This window comes from Streptomyces brasiliensis (assembly GCF_014647875.1).
Taxonomy (GTDB): domain Bacteria; phylum Actinomycetota; class Actinomycetes; order Streptomycetales; family Streptomycetaceae; genus Streptomyces; species Streptomyces brasiliensis.
Window position 1 is genome coordinate 13,438 of sequence record NZ_BMQA01000068.1, and the last position, 20,194, is coordinate 33,631.

Sequence of the window (20,194 nt, forward strand, 5' to 3'; positions counted from 1 at the left end):
AGGGCTGTCGATGCGGCGGGGACGCAGGCGCCACGGGCTCCGCCGGGCCGCGCGGAAGGTGCGCACCGTACGGGAGTCCGCGCCATGCCATCACACCTGCTACGTCTGGTAGGTGGACTCGTCGAGCCCGCTCAGGGTCGGGTCGTGTCCCACCTCGCCGATGTCGTACATGGACGTCATCCAGTGGTAGAAGTTGTCTCCGCGTTCCCTCAGAACGTCGTACAGGCGACGCATCATCCGCGAGCGGACCTCCGCCTGTTCGGGATGGGCGTAGACGTTCTGCAACTCGTCCGGGTCGGTCCGCAGGTCGTAGAGCTCGTTGACCGAATCGGGGTTGACCACGAGTTTGTACCGGTCCTCGCGCAGCATGCGCTGCGGGTACGGGAAGTGGTGGCCGTGGAACTCGCAGACGATGTCCACGTCCCACTCCACCGTCTCGCCGTGGACGAGGGGCAGCAGGCTGCGCGAGTCGATCGCGGGCTTCGGGTCGATGTCCGCCAGTTCGAGGATGGTTGCGGTGCAGTCGAGCAGGCTGACGAACTCGGTCCGCACGATGCCGCCCGGGGCGCCCGGGACACGGAGCAGGCCGGGCGTGCGGTAGATGTCCTCGTACATCGCGGGGCCCTTGTCGTGCAGCCGGTGGGAGCCGGTGAACTCGCCGTGGTCACAGGTGAAGAACACGGCGGTGTCGTCCACCAGCCCGAGCCGCTCCATCGCGTCCATGACCCGGCCGATCTGCCTGTCGATCAGCGCCACGTAGCCCCAGTAGACCGCGATGAGCTTGCGGGTCGTCTCGATGGGCATGGTGTCGAAGGTCCAGTGCGCGCTGTAGTTGCGCTGGACCGGGGGTTTGCCGTGGAAGGTCTCCGCGACAGACCGCGGCAGTTCCACGTCCGCCGGGTCGACCAGGTCGAAGTACTCGTCGGGGAGGATGTAGGGCAGGTGCGGTCCGAAGAAGTGCAGTGCGAGGAAGAACGGTTGCTCGCGCTCACGGTGGTCGGCGGCGTACCGCTCGAGCTGCTCTATGGCGCGGGTGGCCAGGTAGTGCTCGAAAGTGGCCTCGACCGGCTGGTGCAGCCGGGCGGCGAGAAGGTTTCCGGGGCCGCCGTTGGGCAGGATGCCGCGGATGCGGTCGCTGATCTCATAGGGCGGCAGGCCGCGTTCGGAGAGGTAGGCGAGGTAGTCCGGATGGTCCACCGGGTTGTGCCAGCCGGGCAGTTCCGGGCCGTCGAAGCCGTAGTCGGCCGCCGTCCGCCGGTTGCCGGCGTGCCACTTGCCGATGAGGCCGCAGTTGTAGCCGTGCTCGCGCAGCGCCCGGGAGAAGGTGAACTGGTCCTCCGCCAGGTCCTCGAGGTAGCCGACGTTGCGCTCGTAATTGGCGAGCAGCTTGTGCCGGAAGGGTGCCCGGCCGGTCAGCAGGCTGGCCCGGGCCGGGGTGCAGATCGCGGTGGGCGTGTACCAGCGGTCGAAGCGGGTCCCGGTGGCGGCGAGTTCATCGAGGACAGGGGTGCGCGCCAGCGGGTTGCCGTAGGCGCCGAGGGTGTCCGCCCGGTGCTGGTCGGTCATGAGGAAGAGGATGTTCTTCCCGGACGTGGCGGACGTGCTGGAGGCAGTCACTTGCCTGCTCCGGTGAAGAGGTTGCCGGTGTAGTAAGTCTTCGGATCGGCGGGGTGCTGGAGTTTGCCTGCCTGGACGAAGTAGTCGTTCATGCCCTTCAGCCACTTGTCGATGGTGCCGTTCTTGGTGAGCGCGTCCAACTCGCCGACGGTCAGCAGCTTGTTGTTGGCGGCATCCGCCTTCACCTGCTCTTCGGGGATGCCGAGTTTGCCGGCGGTGAGCTTGATGGCCTCGCCGGCGTGCGCGGAGCGGAACGCGATCGCCTCCCGCAGCACGGCGAGGACCTTCTTCACCTTCGCCGGCTGCTTGGCGACGAGGTCGTCGGCGGCGACGAAGGCGGTCGGGAAGGAGACCTCACCGGCGAAGTCGGAGTTCTTGGCCAGTTCGACCATGCCCGGCACCTGCTCCTTGATGGTCGCGGCCGCGGGATACCAGAACCCGGCGGCGTCGACCTTCTTCGAGGAGAACGCCGAGACGATGGTCGACGGGTCCATCGGCACGGCCTTCACGTCACTCTTCTTCATCCCCGCCCTCTTCAGGGCAAGGGTGAGGATCATGTCACCTGAGGTGCCCTCGGGTACAGCGACGGTCTTGCCCTTGAGTTGCTGCATCGAGGTGATGCCGGGCTGCGCGATGACGCGGTCGGAGTTGCCGAGGGTGTTGATCGCGACGACCTTGGCCTTGCCGGAGGCCGGCAGCCACATCGCACCGGGGCCGATGTAGCCGAGGTCGAGGTTGCCGGTGCCCAGGGCCTGGATCTGCAGCGGGCCGTTGGTGAAGACCTTGCTCTCGGCGGTAAGGCCGTGCTTGTCCCACAGCCCCTTGGCATCGGCGATGGCGATCAGGCTGGTGCCGTTGAAGTCGCCGATGTAGCCGATACGCACCTTCTCACCGCCTTTGCCGGAGGAGGAGTCGGCGCCACAGGCGGTTACGAGGGAGGCGGCGGCCAGGGCCGCGACCGCAGCGGTGAAACCTCTGCGGGAGGTCGTGAGCGGCATGGAGGGGAAGTCCTTCCGGGTCAGATCGTCGTCGACGGCTGGGGGGCGGCCGTAGGGCCGTCCTGGTGGTAGACGGAGTGCCACACGCGGTTGCGCAGGGCGGCGAACTCCGGGCTGAGGCGGAAACGCTCGTCGCGCGCGGTGGTCCAGCTGACGTCGATGACGTCGTACACGCGTCCCGGCCGGGCGGCCATGACGATCACGCGGTTCGCCAGGAAGACGGCCTCGTCGACGTCGTGCGTGATGAACAGGACGGTCCGCTTGTCCTTGCTCCAGGTGTCGAGGAGTTGCTCCTGGAGCTTGACCCGGGTGAGCGCGTCAAGCGCGCCGAACGGTTCGTCCATCAGCAGGATCGAGGGGTCGACGGCGTAGGCGCGGGCGATGGCGCAGCGCTGACGCATGCCTCCGGAGAGCGTCTTCGGGAGCGCGTCGGCGAACTGTTCCAGCCCTACCAGGGCGATGAAGTGCTCCGCGCGCCTGCGGCGTTCGGCCTTGGGCACGCCCGCGGTCCGCAGGCCGAATTCGACGTTCTGCCGGACGGTGAGCCAGGGGAAGAGGGCGTACTGCTGGAAGATCACACCGCGCTCGGGTCCCGGCCCGGACACCGGTACGCCGTCGACGAGGGCCAGGCCCGCGGTCGGCTCCTCCAGTCCGGCAAGGATGTTCAGCAGGGTGCTCTTGCCGCAGCCCGAGGGGCCGACGACGGTGACGAACTCGTTGTCCGCGATGTCGAGCGAGAGGTCGTCGAGAGCAGTGAACGTGTCGCGTCCCAGGGCGAAGGTCTTGGTGACGCCTTGGACGGATATCTTGGCCGTGGTGCTGGTCATCGGCGTTCCTGCCATGCGGTGAGCCTGCGTTCTGCGAGGAGGAGGATGCGGTCCATGAGCAGACCGAGGATCCCGATCGAGATCAGGCCGACGAAGATCGTCGGAAGGTCGTAGTAGAGCTCGGCGTTCTGCATCCGGTAGCCGAGGCCCTGCTGGGCGGCCACCAGCTCGGCGGCGACCAGGGTCGCCCACGCCGAGCCGAGGCCCACCCGCATGCCGACGAGGATGAACGGTGTGGAGGCGGGCACCACGACACGCACGAAGATGGTCATGTCCTTGGCACCGAGTACCCGGGCGGCACTGATCAGCGTGCGGTCGACGCTCACCACGCCCTGGAACGTCGAGATGACGCACGCGAGGAACGCGGCCAGGAAGATGACGAAGATCTTCGGTGTCTCGTCGATCCCCATGACGACGACGGCCAGCGGGATGATCGCCAGGGGCGGGATGGTCCGGAAGAACTGGATCCACGGCTCGATCAGGCCTCGCAGCACGGCGTACCAGCCCATGAGGAAGCCGACCGGGATGGCCACGGCCGTGCCCAGTGCGAAGCCGATGAGGACCCGGGTCAGGCTGGCGACCACGTCCTTGCCGAGCGTCCCGTTGTCGATCAGCGTCCTGGCCCGCGCGACGACCTCCGGCGGTGTGGGCAGTTTGAAGCCCGCGGACGCCAGCGCCCACCAGATCGCGATGCCCAGCGCGATGGACACCGCGTTCAGGACGAGAGGCAACCCGCGCCGTCCCGCCCGCGAACGCCGCGGTGCCCTCTCGGCGGCGTTCACGGCACCGGAGTCGGTGGATGTCCCGGGCGTCGTCTCGGGTACAGGGTCTCGCCGGCCGGCGCCCCTCTTGTCAAGGACGGACATGGACGGCTCCTTCCGTGGTGGAGGTGCGTGCGCCGGAACCGCCCTTCACCTCGGCGGTTTCCGGATATCTCGCCAGGAGGGGGGAACTGTGGAAGACCGCGGCGAGGGCGCCGAGCGCGCCGTCGTCGTCCGAGAGCCGCGCCGCCTCGACGACGGGACCGGCCGGCGCGATCGGGAAGAGCTCACCGGCGAGGGTGGCGGCGACCTGCTCCACGATGACGGGCGCCAGCCGGGCGATGTCGCCGCCGATGACGACCTTCGCCGGGTTGAGGGTCATCGTCGCTGCTCCGACGACGCGTCCCAGCGCCCCGGCCGCCTCCCGCAGCACCCGGTCCGCGACCGGATGGGCGCCGGCCACGGCGGCTGCCAGGTCCTGGAGGCTCTCGAGGCGGAGGCCGAACTCCCAGCAGGCGGCGAGGATCCCGGGCACCGAGGCCACGGTCTCCAGACAGCCGCGTTTGCCGCACCGGCACGGCCGGCCCGCCGGTTCGACGGTGACGTGCCCGAGCTCGCCTGCCAGCCCGGTCGAGCCGGTGACGAGTTGCCCGCCGACGACGAGCCCGCCGCCGACGCCGTCCGACAGGCGTACGTACACCAGGTCGGCGACACTGTCGGCGCCGGTGATCGCCTCGGCCAGGGCGGCCAGGCGGGTGTTGTTGTCGACGATCAACGGGGCGTCGAAACGTTCGGCGAACGCCACGTCGACGCCCTCCGGGGCCGGGCGGAGCACCGTCTTGCCCGCGGCGGCGCGAGACCAGGCCGTCCCCTCCGGTGCCGGGTACGGCCCCGGCACGCCGATGCCGATGCCCTGCAGTGCCCCGAAGTGGACGCCGGCCTCGGCGCTCAGCCGGTCGATCAGCCCGAGTGCCAGCTCGGTCCGTGTCGGCCAGGACGCCGTGTCGTCGTACCGGACGGAGTCCGAGGCCATGATCTCGTGTGAGGCGTCGGCGATGGCGACGTGTACGCGCCGGTGGCCGAAGTCGACGCCCATGAACTGCGCCGACGCCGGATCGAGCGCCAGCCGCTCGGCCGGTCGCCCGCTGCCCGCGCGACTGGAGGCGTCGGTGTCCACGACGACTATGGCGCCCCGTTGAAGAAGGCTGCCGGTGATCTCGGAGAGGGTGGTGCGGGACAGGCCGACGACCCGGGCGAGCTCACCCCGGCTCATGGCGCCGTTCTCCTGCAGCGCACGCATCACGCGTTCCTCATGGGTGCGCCTGACCAGTGTGTGCACTCCGGTGGGCATCTGCATGCCGGTCAAAGTAGGCAGGCCGAAAAATTCCGTCAACACTCCGACAGAAAAAGGCGAGGAGATGGCGGCCTACTCCCCCGGCCTCGAGCACGGAACCCCGTCGCGCAGGTCCCTGTCCCATCCGGTACCGGGGGCCGGCGGGAAGGCTGACCATCCGTGCGGCCAGGCACCTCACAGAGGGCTCGTTATGCAATCGTGATACACCAGGCCGGTCAGCCGACTGCTCACAGGACCTGCGTAAAGACCTCAGCGCGCGACGGAGAGAAGCCCCGGGCACCCCAGATTATTCGTACGGCCTGTTGACGGAAATAAGGGTCCTTCACATGCTGTGTTGCGCCACGACAGCCATGGACGGCCCCGAGCACACCCGGGCGCGAGCACGAAGACCTCGTACACGAACCGCCTTGCAGACAAGGCCCATTCGGCCACAGCGGGCTTCACGACCTCAGCAGGTGTCCAGGACGTCCACCGCTCCACCGACCTGGCCTCCCGCAGCGGCATGTGCCCTGTCGTCGACAGGGCACGCACCACAGACAGCAGGCACCACTCCCGCCGGGGTCCTCCCAGGCAGGGCACCGGCATCTCGGACAAAAAGGAGAACCTGACTGATGACCAGCACCGAGAGCGGGTTGCCCCGACGGACCCTGTTGGCCGGCGTCGCCGGCCTGGGAGCGGCGGCCCTTCCCATGGCCACCGCGCAGGCAGCGCCTGGACCCCTGGACGGCACGCCTATGGGACGCTACCCGTCGAACTGGCCCGACCCCACGCCCTACGGCCTCGCCGACACCCGACTCGACCTGTGGCCACGCGAGGACAACTCCTTCGTCCTCCCGCTGGAGTTGCGCCCCCGCGACGAGGAGCACGGCCAGGTATGGATGCGGGACACCTACGTCAACTGCTTCGTCGTGGACGGCCGTCCGCTCTATGTCGCCACGGGCACGACCCGGGTGCCCGGACTCCAAGCGGCCGCGCCCTGGAACGACGGCATCTTCGTGTGGGTGGCCCCCTCCCTCCACGGGCCGTGGAGACTGGCCGACACGACCGGCGTACGGCCCGGCGCCGAGCGGGGCAAGGTGTGGTCCCCCGAGTTCGTCGGTGAGAACCGGCCCGGACGCACCGTCGTCGCTCCTTGGCAGGAGTACTGGTACGACGACCAGTTCGGCAAGCGCGGCGAGGTCTGGGCCCCGGAACTGCACTACTTCCGCGGGACCTGGTACATCGTCACGTGCATGGGTGACCACTCCCGCAAAGTCGGCTCGTTCCTGCTGGTGAGCGAAGGCGGGGTCGAGGGGCCGTACCGGCTCGTCGAGGGCAACCTCGACAAGCCCTTCGGCGACTCCTTCATCGGAGGCCCGAAGTTCATCGAGCCCGGCGCCTACCACCACATCGACGGCAGCCTCTACTCCGAGGGCGACGACGCCTGGCTCGTGCTGCACAACGACCTGTACGCCAAGTTCCGCGACGACATGGAGGACATCGTCCCGACGACGAACCTCCCCAAGTTCCAGCAGGCGCCCTACTCGCCCGAGCCGTATCGCGAAGGCGTGTACGTGTTCAAGCACCAGGGCAAGTACCACCTCGTCCAGACCGCTTGGGACTGGGCGTCGCTCAATGCCGACGGCAGCGCGCGGTACGCCTACGACACCGGCGGAGCGGGTCACACTCAGTACCAGTACGACGCGGTCGTCGCCGTCTCGGACTCCTTCGAGGGCCCGTACTCCAAGAGGTGGACCGCGGGTGTGGGCATCGGCCACAACAACTTCTTCGCGGACCATCACGGCGGCCTGTGGTCGACGTTCTTCCGCAACCCGAACTTCGGCTACTGGTCGGATCCGTCACGCATCGACCAGTCCGCTGTGCCGGGTGTCGTACGGCTGGAATGGACCGGCCCCGGGCACGACCGGCTGTACGTCAAGCGCCGGAATCCCGGTCTCACGGTCAGCGGGTGACCACGCGTCGCGGCGGCCGGTCCTCCCTCTGCGGAGGACCGGCCGCCGGCCGCCGGGACGAACCAACACCTCCACGGGCACGTCCTCGCCCAGAACCTGCCTCCTTGCCGGAGAGAAGGAGCCCAGCCGGGCGGAAAGTCCGGCGACGAAGGAACCGCTCAGTTACGGCCGCTGGGGAGGTGAACGCGTGCCCTGGCCGTCTGCGATCCGCGTCCGGTCGACCGTCGCCACGGGCGATCCGCAAGCACTTCGCCGTGGCACTGTCCGGGAGTCCGCGGCGCACCAGGCCGGCACACAAGGCCGGTCCGGGTCCGGTTTGCGAATGTCGAATACATACCGCTTTATAGACACATCCCCATGCTGGCATCCGGGCAAGGGCTGTTGCGCAGTGCCTGCAGGGGTCCCCCTCAGCCGGGCGGTGTGACGCATGCTGCGTTAGGCGGAGCTACGTCACTGGGGTGCGGAACTGAGGGTGCGTCTCAGCCGGTGCTGTCCGGGCGGGTGTACGCAATCGCCACGCGGCTCAGTCTCGATGAGCCTCGGCGTTGATAGTGGGTGAGCGTGTGCCGGCGCCGTTCGAAGGTTTCAGTCAGCTCAGTGATCTGCGCCTGGGTGATCGAGTCGTTGGGATGGGCGAGTTGGACGTGTCCGCGATAGCGCCGCGGCAGCGGGCGGAGTTGTTGCGGTAGGGAGTCGACGGCAAGGCGTTGCTGCGGCGGCAGGGTCGCTCGTGGCGCCCGGCGACGCTGCCAGGCGCCGTGCTCTATCCGAACGTCCCGGGCCGGGAGAACGTGGCCAAATCGGGATTCAGCTTCTGGGGAAGAGGCGCACGAGTTCGTCGGCGAGCCCGGTCAATTGGTCGCGGTCGGGTTGCCCGGTGGCGGCGGACAGTTGAAGCAGCGACACGGAGCCCCGCACGGTCAGTAGCTCGGAGTCGGTGAGACCGGGCACGAAGCGGCGCACCGCTTCGACGGCCACCGGATCGGACAACAGCACGGTCAGCGGCGTACGCAGGCCCAGCCTTCCCTCGGGAAATTCGTCGGCCCGCGGTGCGGAACCCAGCGCCGCCACCTGTCTCGGCTGCTCGCGGTGTGCGGCGACCTGAAGATGGGCGGTGGTCACCTGTTCCGGGTCCTGAGGCAGGCCGAGGCGCTCGTACTGGTCCGGTGGCGCATCATTGTCCCGGAGCTGCTCCACCAGCAAACGGATCATGCGAAGCTCCGCCTCGCCGTTCTGGGCCGGCCGCTCCTGCTGCGGGTCGTCGGCCAGGTCGTACAGCAGAGTACCGAAGCGGGAAGGATCGAAGCCTGGGCCGATCCTGGCCGGGACCCGCAACGTGCGTACGCCCTTGGTGAAGTCGAAGGGGCCGGCGAGTTGGGCTTCGATCAGCTCGTGCGGAGCGAAGCGGCCTCGGCCGTGGGTGGGCATCAGCGTGTGCTCGTAGAGCGGCTGGTTGGTCGAATCACGACAGGAACGCATATAGACCCAGCGGCCGTCGGTGATATTCACGTGGCCGCCGAACATGCCGAAAATCGCGGATTCCCGGAGCGCCACCTCGTCCAGGGAGTCGTCGATCGCTTCGCTCAAAGGGCGGCCCTGCATGTCGGGCCTGCGGTCGACGCCGAAGAACTCCAGAAGCGTCGGGGCGATGTCGATCGTCTGCACAAGGCCGGTATGACGGCTGCCCGCGCGCGTCGGCCGACGCGGGTCGTACACGAACAGCGGGATGTGCGCCAGCTCGTTGTACCAGGGCTGGACGAGCTTGCCCCACCAGCCTTTCTCGCCGAGCAGCAGGCCGTGGTCGGTACAGACGATCAGCAGCGTGTCGTCCCACAGGCCGTAGTTGTCCATAGCGTCCAGTACGCGGCCCAGCGAGTGATCGCACATGGAGAGCAGGGCGGCGTATTCGTAGCGCGCGTGGGTGGTCTGTGCGTCCGTCTCGGTGACCTTGGTGTAGTCCGGCCAGTCGAAGTGCGGGCCGTCGTATGCGTGCGGATAGAGATCCTTGTAACGCTTGTGTGTGAAGAAGGGTTCATGCGGATCGAATGTTTCGATCTGCACGAACCAGTTGTCCTCGGCCCGGTTGACGCGGAGGAATTCCAGCCCGGCGTCGAATGTCAGCGTCTGGGGGTGTTTCTCCTCCGTGTCCATGTGGGCGCGGTTCACCCAGTCCTGGCGCCACAGATCGTTGCGGTTGCTGCGCAGATCCTCCGGCGGTTCGGGGTCGGCCACTTGCCCTGTCCAGGCGTCGCCCTCCTGGCCGCGGAAGAACTCCCAGGTGTTGTAGCGCCCGTGGTAGGTGGCCCCGCCGTCCTCCCAGTAGTGCTGATGGTCGCTGGCCAGGTGGGTGTACACGCCGTGCTGTTTCAGGATCTCGGGCATGGAGTCGTCGAACGGCTCCAGCGGACCCCAGCTGCGATGCAGGAAGTTGTGCCGGCCCGTGTGGAGTTCGCGGCGCGCGGGCATGCACGGCATCGACCCCACGTAGCAGTTGTCGTACGTGGTGGAGCGGGCCGCGAGGCGCGCGAAGTTCGGGGTGTGAACCCAGTCCGCGCCGTACGGAGCCAGCATGTGCCGGTTCAGGCTGTCGAACTTGACCATGATGGCCTTCACGCGCGGGGTCCCTCCCTGAGTTCGATGGCCGCGGGCCGGAGTTGGGCCGCCCGGAGGCGCTCGATGTCGAACTTCTCCGAGCGGTCGAAGCCGAAGATGCCGTTCTGCTCCTGGAAGACGTCGGTCAGCTGCGTGTAGCAGTAGCCGAACATGTCGGGGTGGTCGAGCAGCGCGCCGACCAGTCCGTCGAATCGCGTGTAGAACTCCTCGACGCTGCGTACCCGGTCGCCGTAGCCCCAGGATGTGGTGGCGGACTGCGGCTGGTCGGCCTCGGCCGGGTTCCACCAGATGCCGCCGAACTCGCTGATGAAGAAGGGCTGTCCGCGGTAGCCGATGGACCAGGATTCGCCGGTGTTGTCGGATCGGTTCACGTAGGGCTCGCCGGCACAGAGCGCCTGATGATGGACCGCGAACGCCTTCGGGTCCTGTTCGTAGTCGTGGCTGTCGAACACGTCGGACTCGGCGATCCGGTGCGCGTAGCCGGACGTGTCGAGTACCGGCCGGGAGGTGTCGTGGGCCTTGGTCGCCAGGAACATGCCGCGCATCACGTCGTCCAGCGTGGTGATCCGGTCGCCGTACTCCTGCCAGGTCTCGTTCATCGGACACCAGCCGACGATCGCCGGGTGGGAGTGGTCCCGTTCCAGCACCTCGAGCCATTCCTGGATGTACGACGCGTCCGGCTGTTGGTTCGCGGACTGGCCCTGGTCGGTGTTGCAGCCCCAGTCGCCGAACTCGCCCCAGACCAGGTAGCCCAGCCGGTCGGCGTGGTAGAGGTAGCGCTCCTCGAAGACCTTCTGGTGCAACCGTGCACCGTTGAAGCCGGCCGCCTGGCCGAGTCGGATGTCGCGGATCAGATCGGCGTCGCTGGGCGCGGTCATCAGCCCGTCGGGGTAGTAGCCCTGGTCGAGCACGAGCCGCTGGAAGACGACGTCGCCGTTGATGCGGATCTGCTTGCCCGTGATGGCGACGCTGCGCAGGCCGGCGTACGACTCCACCTTGTCGACCACGTGTCCGTCCGCGTCGCGCAGCTCGATGTCCACGCCGTAGAGGTGCGGGTCGGCCGGCGACCACAGGTGGATCCGCTCCGGGGGCAGCGTCAGGCTCAGCCGCGGGGTCAGGTCGAGGTCGGCGCGTACCGTACCGGCGGTCACGTCGCCAGAAGCGTCGCGGACCCGGATGTGCACCGCACCGCCGGGCAGGTTCGCGGAGAGCGGCACCTCCACGTCGAGCGCTCCGGCAGCGACGTTCGGTGTGATGCGCGGGCGGCGGATGGCGGTCGGCGGCACCGGCTCCATCCAGACGGTCTGCCAGATGCCGGTGGTGCGCCAGTACTTGGCCGCGCGGGGGGCGTACGGTACCGACTGCTTTCCCCGGGCCTGTGGGGCCTGCGGGTCGTCGCGGGCGCGCACCACCAGCGGCACCGGCTCCCCGGCGGGGGCCGCATCGGTGATGTCGAAGGTGAAGCCGGAGAAGCCGCCCCGGTGCCGCCCGACCTCGATCCCGTTCACCCATACCGTCGCGTCGTGATCGACCGCGCCGAAGTGCAGCAGCACGCGGTCGCCCTCCCATGGCCGGGGGACGGTGATCACGCGGCGGTACCAGACCGCCCGCATGAAGTCCTGCTCCTCGACTCCGGAGAGCTTGGCCTCGGGGGCGAAGGGCACCACGATCTCGTCGGCCAGCTCCCGCTCGACCAGCCCGCGCTCGCGACCGGTGTCGGAGCGGTCGATCTCGAACTCCCAGCTGCCGTTGAGGTTCAGCCAGCGCTCTCGCCGGAACTGGGGCCGCGGATACTCCGGCCGGGGCGGGTCGGACTGGTCAACCGACATGTGGACTCCCTTTCCGTTCAGCTCGTCGATGCGTAAGGCCTCAGGCCACCGGGTCGCGGAAGCGGAGGGTGAGCAGTTCGAACGGGCGCAGTTCGAGCTCGACCCCGGCCCCTGGCGTGGTCCCGCGGACAGCCTCGCCGTCAACGGCGCGCTCCAGAAGATCGGTGGCGACGGCCTCGTGCCAGCCGAACCGGGTCTGCACGGTCGCGCGCGAGCGTGTGCCATGGGCCTCGTACAGGCGCACCACGAGATCTCCGGAGCGGTCCTCGGCGAGTTTGACGCTCTCAACGACGACAGCGGGATCGGTGACCTCGAGCAGCGGCTCCGCGGCAGCGCCCGGCACCGTGCGCAGGGGGAGGTGCAGGGCGTACCCGTCGGCGATGGCGTCGGGGATGCCGCCGGGGCGCAGGCTGACGGAGAAGGCGTGCCGCCCCTGGTCCGCGGACGGGTCCGGATAGCGCGGCGCGCGCAGCAGCGACAATCGCGCCGTCGTCATCGGCCGGCCGCCGGGTGCCTGCGCGCCTCGGATGTCATGTCCGTAGACCACGTCGTTGGCGATGGCGACGCCGTAGCCGGGCTCGCCGACATGGATCCACCGGTGCGCGACGGTCTCGAACCGGGCGGCGTCCCAGGAGGTGTTCTGGTGGATCGGCCGGTGCAGGTGACCGAACTGGATCTCCGAGGTGGATCGATCCGTCCGGATGTCCAGCGGGAAGGCGAGTTTGAGCAGCTTCTGCGACTCGTGCCAGTCGATGTCGAAGGCGTAATCGATCTTGCCCTCGGACAGCCGGATCGACGCGGTGATCACCGTCTTGCCGCGCTCGTGCCGCACCACCACCGCATCGCCGACGATGTCGATCGACACCGGCTCGACGAGGTCACGGCCGCTGCGCTTGTCCTCGTCGTTGATGTCCCAGGCGTCCCACTCGCGTGGGGTGTCGCGGAAGAGCTGGAGGACGCCGCCCGCGACGCCCTGCGGCAGCAGTTCCCGGTCCGCGTCCAGATCGACGACCGAGACGAGCGTTCCGCGTCGGTCGATCTCGACGTGCAGCATCCCGTCGTCGAGCACGATCCGGTCACCCGCCGGACGCGGTATGGCCCTCGCAGCCGGCGTCGCCGCCCCCAGGCCCATAGCCGGTACGCCGTGCCGCGGGTACGGGCCGGCGTTGGCGGCGACCAGGGCGTCGTCCGCATCGCCGCGGAGCGCGTCGAGCGCGGTCGTTATCAGAGCCGTCAGCTCGTCCGACACCTGCCCGTAGTCCCGCTCGGCGTCCTGGTGCACCCAGGCGATCGACGTACCCGGCAGGATGTCGTGGAACTGCAGCAGCAGGACCGTCTCCCAGATCCGCCTCAGCTCGTCGTACGGGTAGGGGGCGCCCCGGCGAACGGCCGCGGTCGCCGCCCACAGCTCGGCCTCCCGCAGCAGGGCTTCGCTGTGCCGGTTGCCCCGCTTGCTCCGCGCCTGCGAGATGAGCGTGCCGCGGTGCAGCTCGAGGTACATCTCGCCGACCCACACCGGCGGTGCGGACAGCTCCGCCTCGGCCGCGCGGAAGAAGCTGTCCGGGTCGGCCAGCCGCACCCGCGGCGATCCGTCCAGGTCGTACTTGCGCTCGGCCGCGGCCAGCATCTCCCGGGTGGGACCGCCGCCGCCGTCGCCCCAGCCGTACAGCCCGAGGACGTGGCGCGCCTTGCCCTTCTGCCGGAACGTCCGCTCGGTACGGGCGAGGTCGGCGGCGCCGAGGTCGGAGTTGTAGGTCTCCGCCGGCGGGAAGTGAGTGAACACCCGGGAGCCGTCGATGCCCTCCCAGTGGAAGCTGGAGTGGGGCATCGGGTTGGTCTCGTTCCAGGACGGCTTCTGGGTGAGGAAGTAGCGGGCGCCCGCGGCCCGGGCGATCTGCGGCAGTGCCGCGGTGTAGCCGAACGAGTCGGGCAGCCACACCTCCTCGCTGTCCACCCCGAACTCCTCGGCGAAGAAGCGCTTGCCGAGCACGAACTGGCGGGCCAGCGCCTCACCGCCGGGCATGTTGGTGTCGGACTCGACCCACATGCCGCCGACCGGGCGGATGACGCCGTCGGCCACCGCCCGGCGGACCCGTTCGAACAGCCGTGGCTGGCTGTCCTTGAGCCAGGCGTACTGCTGCGCCGACGAGGCGGCGAACACGAACTCCGGGTGGCGTTCGCTGAGGTCCAGCACGTTGGCGAAGGTCCGCGCCACCTTCCGTACGGTCTCCCGGGTCGGCCACAGCCAGGCGCAGTCGATGTGGGCGTGACCGACCGCCAACACGATCAGCGAGCTGTCCGGCGCGCGGCCGGCCAGCACCGGTGCGAGGACCTCCCGTCCGCGCGCGGCGGTGCCGGGCACGTCGTCGGGGTCCATGGCGTCGACCATCCGCTCCAGGGCGTGCACGATCTCCGCGCGCCGCGCGCCCTGCTCCGGAAGGACGTCGACCAGCCCGTCGAGGGTGGTCACGTCCTGCAGCAGCTCCCACACCTCCCGGTCACGCCGGGCGACCGACAGGTCGGTGAGCCGGTACAGCGGCTCGTCGCCGGCGGTCGCCTTGTCGCCCATCGCCGTGGGTTCGTACTCGTAGGGCACCTGGACGATCGGGTTCGCGGCCGCCTCGATCAGCAGCCGGAAGGGACCGGGAGCGGGCAGCGGAACCCAGGCGTTGTACGGCTCGATCGCCTTGACGATCTCTCCGTCCAGCCGGTACACCATCCCCTCGGCCTGGAAACCGGGCTGATCGCCGGTGAATCCCAGATCGACGACGAGCTCGGCCTGTCCCCCGGCCGCCCAGTCGGCGGGCACCTCGCCGGAGACGTCGAACCACGTCGTGTCCCAGGGCCGTCCCCACGGCTCACCGAGCGCGAACGGTTCGAACGGTTTCGTCACGGCGTCGGCGAACGGCACCGGCTCACCGCCGACCGTCCACGCGGCGATCCGAGTCGGGCGGGTGTCGCGGTAGACGGCGGGCCGGATCCGGACCCTGGTGAACCGGCGGACCCGAAGCATCGCCAGTGCGGTGGCGTCGAGCTGGACCCGGCCGTTGGGATTGTCGTCAACCAAGTGAGCGTCTCCTCTTGCTTACTGGATGTTGCCGGGCAGGGCATGACGGCCCGTCGCCCACGATGTGTCGGTGGACGCGGGCGGTCAGCCCTTGATGGCGCCGCCCAGGCTCGAACGCATCAGATGCCGGCGCAGGAAGATGTACAGCACGGCCGGGGGCGCCATGTAGACGAGAGCGCTCGCGGCGAGCACGCCCCAGTCGACCTGGTGGAAGGCGGTGAACGAGCGGAACAGGCCGATGGAGAGCGGATAGAGGTCCGGCGACTGCAGCAGCACCAGCGGGGTGAGGAAGTCCCCCCACACGTGCATGAACGTCAGCATGGCCGCGGCGCCGAGACCGGGGCCGACCAGCGGGAGGATGATCCGGCGGATCGCACCGAACCGGGTGTTCCCGTCGAGCCAGGCGGCCTCCTCCAGTTCGGCCGGAACGGCGTCGATGGTCCCCTTCAGCAGCCACAGGGTGATCGGCAGCGCCGCCGCGGCTTCGGCCAGGATCAGGCCGAGGTAGCTGTCGTCCAGCTGCATCTTGACCATCAGCAGGTACAGGGCCACGATCGTCGCCGGCGGCGGGATCACCCGGATCAGCAGGATCCCGAACATGAAGGTCGTACGCCCGCGGAACCGGTAGCGGGACAGCCCGTAGCCGCCGAGGAGGCCGCAAACCAGGTTCAGCGCGGTCGCCGCGAACGACACGATGACGCTGTTCAGGAACAGCCGCGGGGTGCCGCCGTCGGTGAAGAACCGGACGAAGTTGTCCAGGGTGAACGCCGGCAGGCTGACCGTGGGTCCTCCGTCGGCGTCCACCGCAGTGAGCGCGACCCACGCGAACGGTACGACGCAGAACAGTGCCAGCAGCACCATCAGGGCGTACTGCAGTGCTCGTTGGACGACCGACCACGTCGGCGTACGACGACGCGGGGGACTGACGGGTGCGGTGGCCGCCTGGGGCTCGACCGTTGTCGTGGCCGCCATCAGACCTCCACCTTGGCCAGCCGGGCGTACGTCAGGCCCAGGATCATCAGCAGGACGAGCAGGATCACCGAGGCGGCGCTGCCCAGGCCGATCTGGGAGTACTGGAAGGCGCGGTGGAAGATGTAGATGGAGGCCAGCTCCGTCTCCTGTCCGGGACCGCCCTGGGTCAGGAAGTAGACCAGGCCGAAGACGCCGACCGTCGTGATGGTGGTGAGCAGCAGGTAGAGGAACACCGGGCCGCGGATCAGCGGCAGGGTGATGTACCGGAAGACCTGGAGCGCACTCGCACCGTCCATGCGCGCCGATTCGATCAGCTCGTCGGGGACGTCCTCCAGTGCGGCCTGGAACATGATCATGGCGAGCGCGATGCCGCGCCAGACGTTGATGATGACCACCGACGCCATCGGATGGTCTTGCAGCGGTGCCGCCGCACCGGAGCCGAACAGGCCCAGCAGCCGGTTGAGGGTGCCGTCCCCATCGGAGGAGAGCACGCTCGCCCAGGTCAGCGATGCGACGACCTCGGGCACCACCATCGGCAGCAGCACCAGCGCCCCGAACAGGCCCTTGCCGCGCAGCCACTTCGTGCGCAGCAGCAGCGCGGCGACCATGCCGAGCACCGTCTGCCCGATGATCGCCGACCACAGGACGAACTCGCCCGTGCGGCCCAGCGATGCCAGGAAGTCCTCGGAGCCGAGCAGGTTCCGGAAGTTCTCCAGCCCGACGAACTGCGGGTCGCGTGCGGCCCAGCCGGTCAGCTGCGTGTCGGTGAGACCGAGGTAGATGCCGTAACCGGCTGGGGCGATCACGAAGACCGCGATCAGGACGATCGAAGGCCCGAGCAACAGCGGCAGCACTCCGCGCTCCCGCCGTCGCCGGATCGGTCGGCCGGACAGGGCCTTGGCAATGGTCATTCCGCCGCCCGATTGTCGCCGAGCAGCTCCTTGGCCTCCTTCGCGAAGGCCGCGGCGGCCTGGCCGCCGTCTGCGCGCCCGGACAGCATCTTCCCTGTCGCGCTCTGGACCGCCTGGGACACCTGGTCCTCGCCGTCACCGCGCGGCGGCAGGATGCTGCCCGGCAGCTTGCGCTCCGCGTCGAGGAGCGACGGCTCGTTCTTGTACGGGGCAGTGCCGGAGAGGCCCTTGCGCGGCGAGACCGCCCCCACCGTCACCAACTGCTTGGCCAGGGGCGTCCCGGAACTCAGCCACTTCGCGAGTTCGACGGCGGCATCGGGGTTCTTGGCGTGGGCGTTGACACTGTAGCCGTAGCCGCCGCCACTGATCGAGTACGGCTTGGTGCCCGGCACCAGCGCCGGGTAGTCCCATGTGGCGACCTTCTCGCGCAGGTTCTCGATCGGTGCCGCGCCTTCGGGGCCCCAGTCGAACTTCCAGCCCCAGCTGCCCTGGGCCGACACCGGAAGGGTGCCCTTGACGAAGTTCTTGTACTTGGTCGGCTCCCACGGATTGGGGTTCTGCAGGTCCCGGACCGGAAGGAGGCCGGCCTTGATGAGCTCGTCGTACAGGCCGAAGGTGGCCGACAGCCCCTTGCTCTTGAGCGTCCACTTCTTGGACTTGGCGTCGTAGAAGGTGCTGCCGGTGCCGGCCACGAGGGGCAAGAAGCCCTCCGTCCACGTGCCGCCGCCCCAGGCCGTGCCGGCGGGTATGACGATCGGGGCCTCGCCGGTCTTGGCCTTGACCTTCTTCAGCCTGCCGATCAGCTCGTCCCACGTACGCGGCTGCGAGGTGTCGACACCCAGCCGCTGCAGCACGTCCTTGCGGTAGAAGAGGCTCTGCAGGCTCGCTTCATGCGGGATGGAGTAGAAGCCGCCGTCGGGCTGGCGTGCGGCTTCTTTGGCCGACGTGTAGTACTGGCCCCAGCCGTCCCACTTGTCCAGGTAGTCGTCGAGCTTGAGCAGGTAGCCGGCGCCGGCCAACCCGGTCACGTTGCTGCCGCCCATGTCGAGGACGTCCGGCGCAGTGCCGGAGTGGAGCTGCTGCGTGATCTTGGTGTGGAACTGCTCGTCGGTGAGAGTGTCGGCGACCAGCTCGACCTTGATCTTTCGCCCCTGCTTGGCCATCGCCCTCTCGAACTCCGGGATGAGGGCCTTGACGACCTTGGCGCGGGGCTCCTGGTACTCCAGCAGCTTGATGGTCACCGGGCCGTCCGCGTCCCCGCCCGAGCCCGAGCAGGCGGTGAGTGCTCCTGTCAGCAGCATCCCGGCCGTGGCTGTGGCAAGGACACGGTTGCGGCTCATCGCGTCACCTCTCCTGGTCTCCAGCTCCCGACTGCGGTTCTTCCGGTCCATGCTTTTATCAAGCGGATCGGATAAAGTTTGGCGATCGTAAGTGGCGCGTCCGTAGCCAGTCAAGCCTTGGCAACCAGGTCATTTGCCTACATGACCTCGGCCCACGATTTCGCCCGATCGCACCGGGATCATCGATCCAATTGATTAAATTGTGTGAGGCCCGCGAGGATCGCTGGTCGTCGACGGATGTGAGGAGCCGGGCATGCGGCGAGGGAGCAACCAGCTGCGGGTGGCGGACTTCAACCAGGCGGTGGTACTGGACCTGGTCCGCCGGTCTCGTGGCGTCAGCCGTGCCGATCTGCAGCGTGAGTCCGGTCTGAGCTCGCAGACCATCTCCAACATCACCCGCCGGCTGATCGACGACCGGCTGATCCGCGAGAGCACGCCAGAGGGCAGCGCCCGCGGCCGCCCGAGCATTCCGCTGATCACCGACCCGGACGGGGCGTACTCGGTCGGTGTGCACATCGATCCGGCCCGGCTCACCATCGTGCTCCTCGACCTCGAGGGCGAGGTCCGGCTGGGCCGCCAGGACCATACGCCACAGGCCACGAACCCGTCCGAGGTGACCGCCTTCATCGCCGACGCCGTCGACGGTCTGATGACCGAGGCCGGCATCGACCGGGCCCGGGTACTCGGGCTGGGCATAGCGGCCCCGGGCCCGCTGGACGTCGAGGCCGGGCTGCTACTCGACCCGCCGCAACTGCCCAACTGGCGCAACGTCCGGCTGCGCGCGGACCTCCACGAAGCGACGGGACTGCCCGTCCTCCTCGACAAGGACGTCACGGCCGCCGCGACGGCGGAGCTCCGCTCATCACCCCAGTCCTCGACCTCGTTCGTCTTCCTCTACCTGGGATCCGGGGTGGGCGCCTCGGTGGTGCTCGACAACCAGGTCATCCGCGGCACCACGAACAACGTCGGCGAGGTCGGGGACCTGGTCGTCGATCCCGATGCCGAACAACTGGAGTGGAGCGGCCGACGCGGAGGCCTGGCCGCCGCCTGCGTCCCGGAGGCGCTCGTTCTCCAGGCCGCCCGGGTCGGCCTGATGCCGCTGCCGAACCTGAACGACTACGTCGCCGTCGACGACGCCTGCTCCGCGCTGTGCGCCCTCGCGTCCGCGGGCGACGCCGTCGCGTCCCGCATCCTCGAGCGCGCGGCGCGCCGGGTCGCCGTCGGCCTCGGAGTGCTGGTGAACCTGCTGGACGTCCCGCGGGTGGTGCTCGGCGGCCCGCTGTGGGACCGGCTCAGCTCGGCGTTCCTCCCCGTCATCCCCGACCTCGTCGACCGCGAACTCGTGGCGGCGCGCGAGAAGGTCCTGGTGCAGGGATCCGCCGTGGGTGAGCAAGTGGCCGCCCGGGGCGCCGCCGAACTGGTGATGGATCATTTCCTCGCACCTCGCGCATCCGCGCTGATGGTGGGCTGAAGCCTCATCAGGTGCGGGGCAGCCGTAGTCCCCGGCGGGGGTGTTCCAACCAGTGCACTGCACGCTGGAGCGACGGCGCCGGTCGGAGGTACCGGATGATCGGGTTCTGGGACGCGGTGGCCCAACTGCTGCTGCCCGCCGACCTGCTGCCGAAGCCCGCTGTACCTGGACGACATCGGCGTGCCGCTGATCGCGCTGTGTGGCGTGCGCGCCGCCGCCCCCGCCGCCGGACGGTGACAGATCGGCGTCCAGGGGCGGCGGGCGGTCGGGCGAACGGTCAGCGGGTCACGATGTGCCGTTCGTCCGGAACGCAGTGGGTCATGACCAGGCCCGCCACGTTCCGCGGCGGATTCTTGCCCAGGTTGGCGAGGCGCTGCTGGTCCTCGTCGGTGAGGGTCTGGTCGTCCAGCGGTTTGAGCGCAGCGACGTCCTCGGGGCCGATCCCGAGGCCCTGGCCGACCTTGAGGCCGAGCTCGTTCTCG

The 20,194-nt window shown here is 69.0% G+C and carries 13 protein-coding genes and 1 pseudogene; 2 read left to right on the forward strand and 12 right to left on the reverse strand.

Translation table 11 applies throughout. The annotated features are described in order from the left end of the window. Positions 1-99 precede the first annotated feature (99 nt). From IEZ19_RS42200 to IEZ19_RS42220, 5 genes are read right to left on the reverse strand one after another with little or no spacing between them, the layout of a single operon-like run. Positions 100-1,617, reverse strand: a complete 1,518-nt coding sequence (locus IEZ19_RS42200; protein ID WP_189316700.1) for a sulfatase family protein — start codon at positions 1,615-1,617, stop codon at positions 100-102. Next, positions 1,614-2,615, reverse strand: coding sequence for an aliphatic sulfonate ABC transporter substrate-binding protein (locus tag IEZ19_RS42205; RefSeq protein ID WP_189316701.1), 1,002 nt, complete (start codon positions 2,613-2,615; stop codon positions 1,614-1,616). The genes IEZ19_RS42200 and IEZ19_RS42205 overlap by 4 nt, the downstream gene beginning before the upstream one ends. A gap of 20 nt (positions 2,616-2,635) precedes the next feature. After that, positions 2,636-3,442, reverse strand: a complete 807-nt coding sequence (locus IEZ19_RS42210; RefSeq protein ID WP_189316702.1) for an ABC transporter ATP-binding protein — start codon at positions 3,440-3,442, stop codon at positions 2,636-2,638. Continuing rightward, positions 3,439-4,308, reverse strand: a complete 870-nt coding sequence (locus IEZ19_RS42215; RefSeq protein ID WP_189316703.1) for an ABC transporter permease — start codon at positions 4,306-4,308, stop codon at positions 3,439-3,441. The genes IEZ19_RS42210 and IEZ19_RS42215 overlap by 4 nt, the downstream gene beginning before the upstream one ends. Next, a complete protein-coding gene (locus IEZ19_RS42220) occupies positions 4,295-5,560 on the reverse strand; it encodes an ROK family transcriptional regulator (protein WP_189316704.1) in 1,266 nt (421 codons plus the stop codon). The genes IEZ19_RS42215 and IEZ19_RS42220 overlap by 14 nt, the downstream gene beginning before the upstream one ends. A gap of 608 nt (positions 5,561-6,168) precedes the next feature. On the opposite strand from IEZ19_RS42220, the gene IEZ19_RS42225 reads away from it, so the two are divergent. Further along, entirely contained in the window at positions 6,169-7,509 is a 1,341-nt protein-coding gene (locus IEZ19_RS42225; protein WP_189316705.1) for a family 43 glycosylhydrolase, read from the forward strand. An 807-nt stretch (positions 7,510-8,316) separates the two neighbouring features. Here IEZ19_RS42225 and IEZ19_RS42230 read toward each other — a convergent pair. The 6 genes from IEZ19_RS42230 to IEZ19_RS42255 form a co-directional block, all read right to left on the reverse strand. Next, the gene (locus tag IEZ19_RS42230; protein WP_189316706.1) at positions 8,317-10,122 is read right to left on the reverse strand and encodes a sulfatase; all 1,806 of its coding nucleotides are present in this window, start codon (positions 10,120-10,122) and stop codon (positions 8,317-8,319) included. Continuing rightward, positions 10,119-11,951, reverse strand: a complete 1,833-nt coding sequence (locus IEZ19_RS42235; RefSeq protein WP_189316707.1) for a glycoside hydrolase family 2 protein — start codon at positions 11,949-11,951, stop codon at positions 10,119-10,121. The genes IEZ19_RS42230 and IEZ19_RS42235 overlap by 4 nt, the downstream gene beginning before the upstream one ends. 40 nt (positions 11,952-11,991) lie before the next feature. Next, entirely contained in the window at positions 11,992-14,964 is a 2,973-nt protein-coding gene (locus IEZ19_RS42240) for an alpha-mannosidase (RefSeq protein ID WP_189316714.1), read from the reverse strand. Between the two features lie 138 nt (positions 14,965-15,102). Continuing rightward, positions 15,103-15,990, reverse strand: coding sequence for a carbohydrate ABC transporter permease (locus IEZ19_RS42245; protein WP_189316708.1), 888 nt, complete (start codon positions 15,988-15,990; stop codon positions 15,103-15,105). After that, positions 15,990-16,901, reverse strand: coding sequence for a carbohydrate ABC transporter permease (locus IEZ19_RS42250; protein WP_189316709.1), 912 nt, complete (start codon positions 16,899-16,901; stop codon positions 15,990-15,992). The genes IEZ19_RS42245 and IEZ19_RS42250 overlap by 1 nt, the downstream gene beginning before the upstream one ends. Next, the gene (locus IEZ19_RS42255; RefSeq protein WP_189316710.1) at positions 16,898-18,241 is read right to left on the reverse strand and encodes an ABC transporter substrate-binding protein; all 1,344 of its coding nucleotides are present in this window, start codon (positions 18,239-18,241) and stop codon (positions 16,898-16,900) included. The genes IEZ19_RS42250 and IEZ19_RS42255 overlap by 4 nt, the downstream gene beginning before the upstream one ends. A 253-nt stretch (positions 18,242-18,494) precedes the next feature. On the opposite strand from IEZ19_RS42255, the gene IEZ19_RS42260 reads away from it, so the two are divergent. Continuing rightward, a complete protein-coding gene (locus IEZ19_RS42260) occupies positions 18,495-19,712 on the forward strand; it encodes an ROK family transcriptional regulator (protein ID WP_189316711.1) in 1,218 nt (405 codons plus the stop codon). 277 nt (positions 19,713-19,989) lie between these two features. Here IEZ19_RS42260 and IEZ19_RS42265 read toward each other — a convergent pair. Beyond that, positions 19,990-20,194 (reverse strand): annotated as a pseudogene (locus IEZ19_RS42265) (catalase); the annotation flags it as partial.